We start from the raw sequence: 1,646 nt of genomic DNA, 5'->3' as shown, positions 1-1,646 counted from the left end.
CAGGGCTGGAATGCGACGGGGTGTGAGGTGGGGGCGGGTTCGTTGGTGGATCTGTTCGAGGCTCAGGTGGTGCGGACGCCGGATGCGGTTGCGGTGGTGTTCGAGGGTGAGTCGTTGTCGTATGCGCAGTTGGATGCGCGGGCGAACGGGCTGGCGGGTGTGTTGCGGGAGCGGGGTGTGCGGGACGGTGATTTCGTGGCTGTCGCGGTGCCTCGTTCGGTGGAGCTGGTGGTGTCGCTGTATGCGGTGCTGAAGGCGGGTGCGGCGTATGTGCCGGTGGATCCGGAGTATCCGGTGGAGCGGATCGGATGGATTCTGGAGGATGCGGCGCCGTCGTTGGTGGTGACGTCGTCTTCGGTGGTGGGGTCGTTGCCGGTTGGTGGTGTGCCGCGGCTGTTGGTGGACTCCCTCGATCGTGTGTCGTCGTCGGTGGCGCCGGTGCGTTCGGTGGCGGGGTCGTCGCCGGCGTATGTGATTTTCACGTCGGGTTCGACGGGTCGGCCGAAGGGTGTGGTGGTGCCGCATGCGGGCATCGTGAACCGTTTGGCGTGGATGCAGGATCAGTACGGTCTGGATGGTTCGGACCGGGTGTTGCAGAAGACGCCGTCGGGGTTCGACGTGTCGGTGTGGGAGTTCTTCTGGCCGTTGCAGGTGGGTGCCGCGTTGGTGGTGGCGCGTCCGGACGGGCATCGTGACGCGGCGTATCTGGCGGAGTTGATCCGTTCGGAGTCGATCACGACGGCGCATTTCGTGCCGTCGATGCTGCAGGTGTTCCTGCAGGAGCCGGCTGCTGGTGGCTGTGTCGGGCTGCGTCGGGTGGTGTGCAGTGGTGAGGCACTGCCGGTGGACGCGGTGGAGCGGTTCTTCGAGTTGCTGCCGGGTGTGGAACTGCACAACCTGTACGGGCCGACGGAGGCGTCGGTGGATGTGACGTTCCATCGGTGTGTTCCGGGGGTGGGTGGTTCGTCGGTGCCGATCGGGCGTCCGGTGTGGAACACGCGGGTGTATGTGTTGGACGCGGGTCTGCGGCCGGTGCCGGTGGGTGTGCCGGGTGAGTTGTATCTGGCGGGTGTGCAGTTGGCGCACGGGTATGCGCGGCGTGCTGGTCTGTCGGCGGAGCGTTTCGTCGCGGATCCGTTTGTCGGCTCGGGTGAGCGGATGTATCGCACGGGTGATGTGGTGCGGTGGTCTGCCGAGGGTGCGTTGGAGTACCTGGGGCGGGCGGATGACCAGGTGAAGATCCGTGGTCTGCGGATCGAGCTGGGTGAGATCGAGGCTGCGGTGGCCTCGGATCCTGCGGTGGCCGGCAGTGCGGTGGTCGTGCGGGAGGACGCTTCGGGTGGCAAGCGCCTGGTCGCCTACGTGGTGCCGGTCGGTGACGGCCTGGACGTGGAGGTGCTGCGGGACCGGGTGGCGTCGCGGGTGCCGGAGTACATGGTGCCGTCGGCGTTCGTCACGATGGATGTTCTGCCGGTGACGGCGAACGGCAAGCTGGATCGCCGTGCGCTGCCGGAGCCGGACTTCGCTGGGCAGGTGTCCGAGCGTGGTCCGCGCAACGGGCGTGAGGAGGTGTTGTGCGGGCTGTTCGCCGAGGTCCTCGGGCTGGAGCGGATCGGCATCGACGACAGCTTCTTCGAACTCGGCGG

At 67.2% G+C, this 1,646-nt stretch carries 1 protein-coding gene; it reads left to right on the top strand.

The window, feature by feature from the left end; genetic code table 11:
- Nucleotides 1–1,646: amino acid adenylation domain-containing protein (locus tag ACZ3YO_RS39875; protein ID WP_465579195.1), on the top strand; the 1,646-nt coding region annotated here is incomplete at both ends.

Source organism: Kitasatospora sp. NPDC022785, assembly GCF_055561295.1.
The sequence above is the reverse complement of the archived record's forward strand: the minus strand, read 5'-3'. Positions and strand labels throughout refer to the sequence as shown.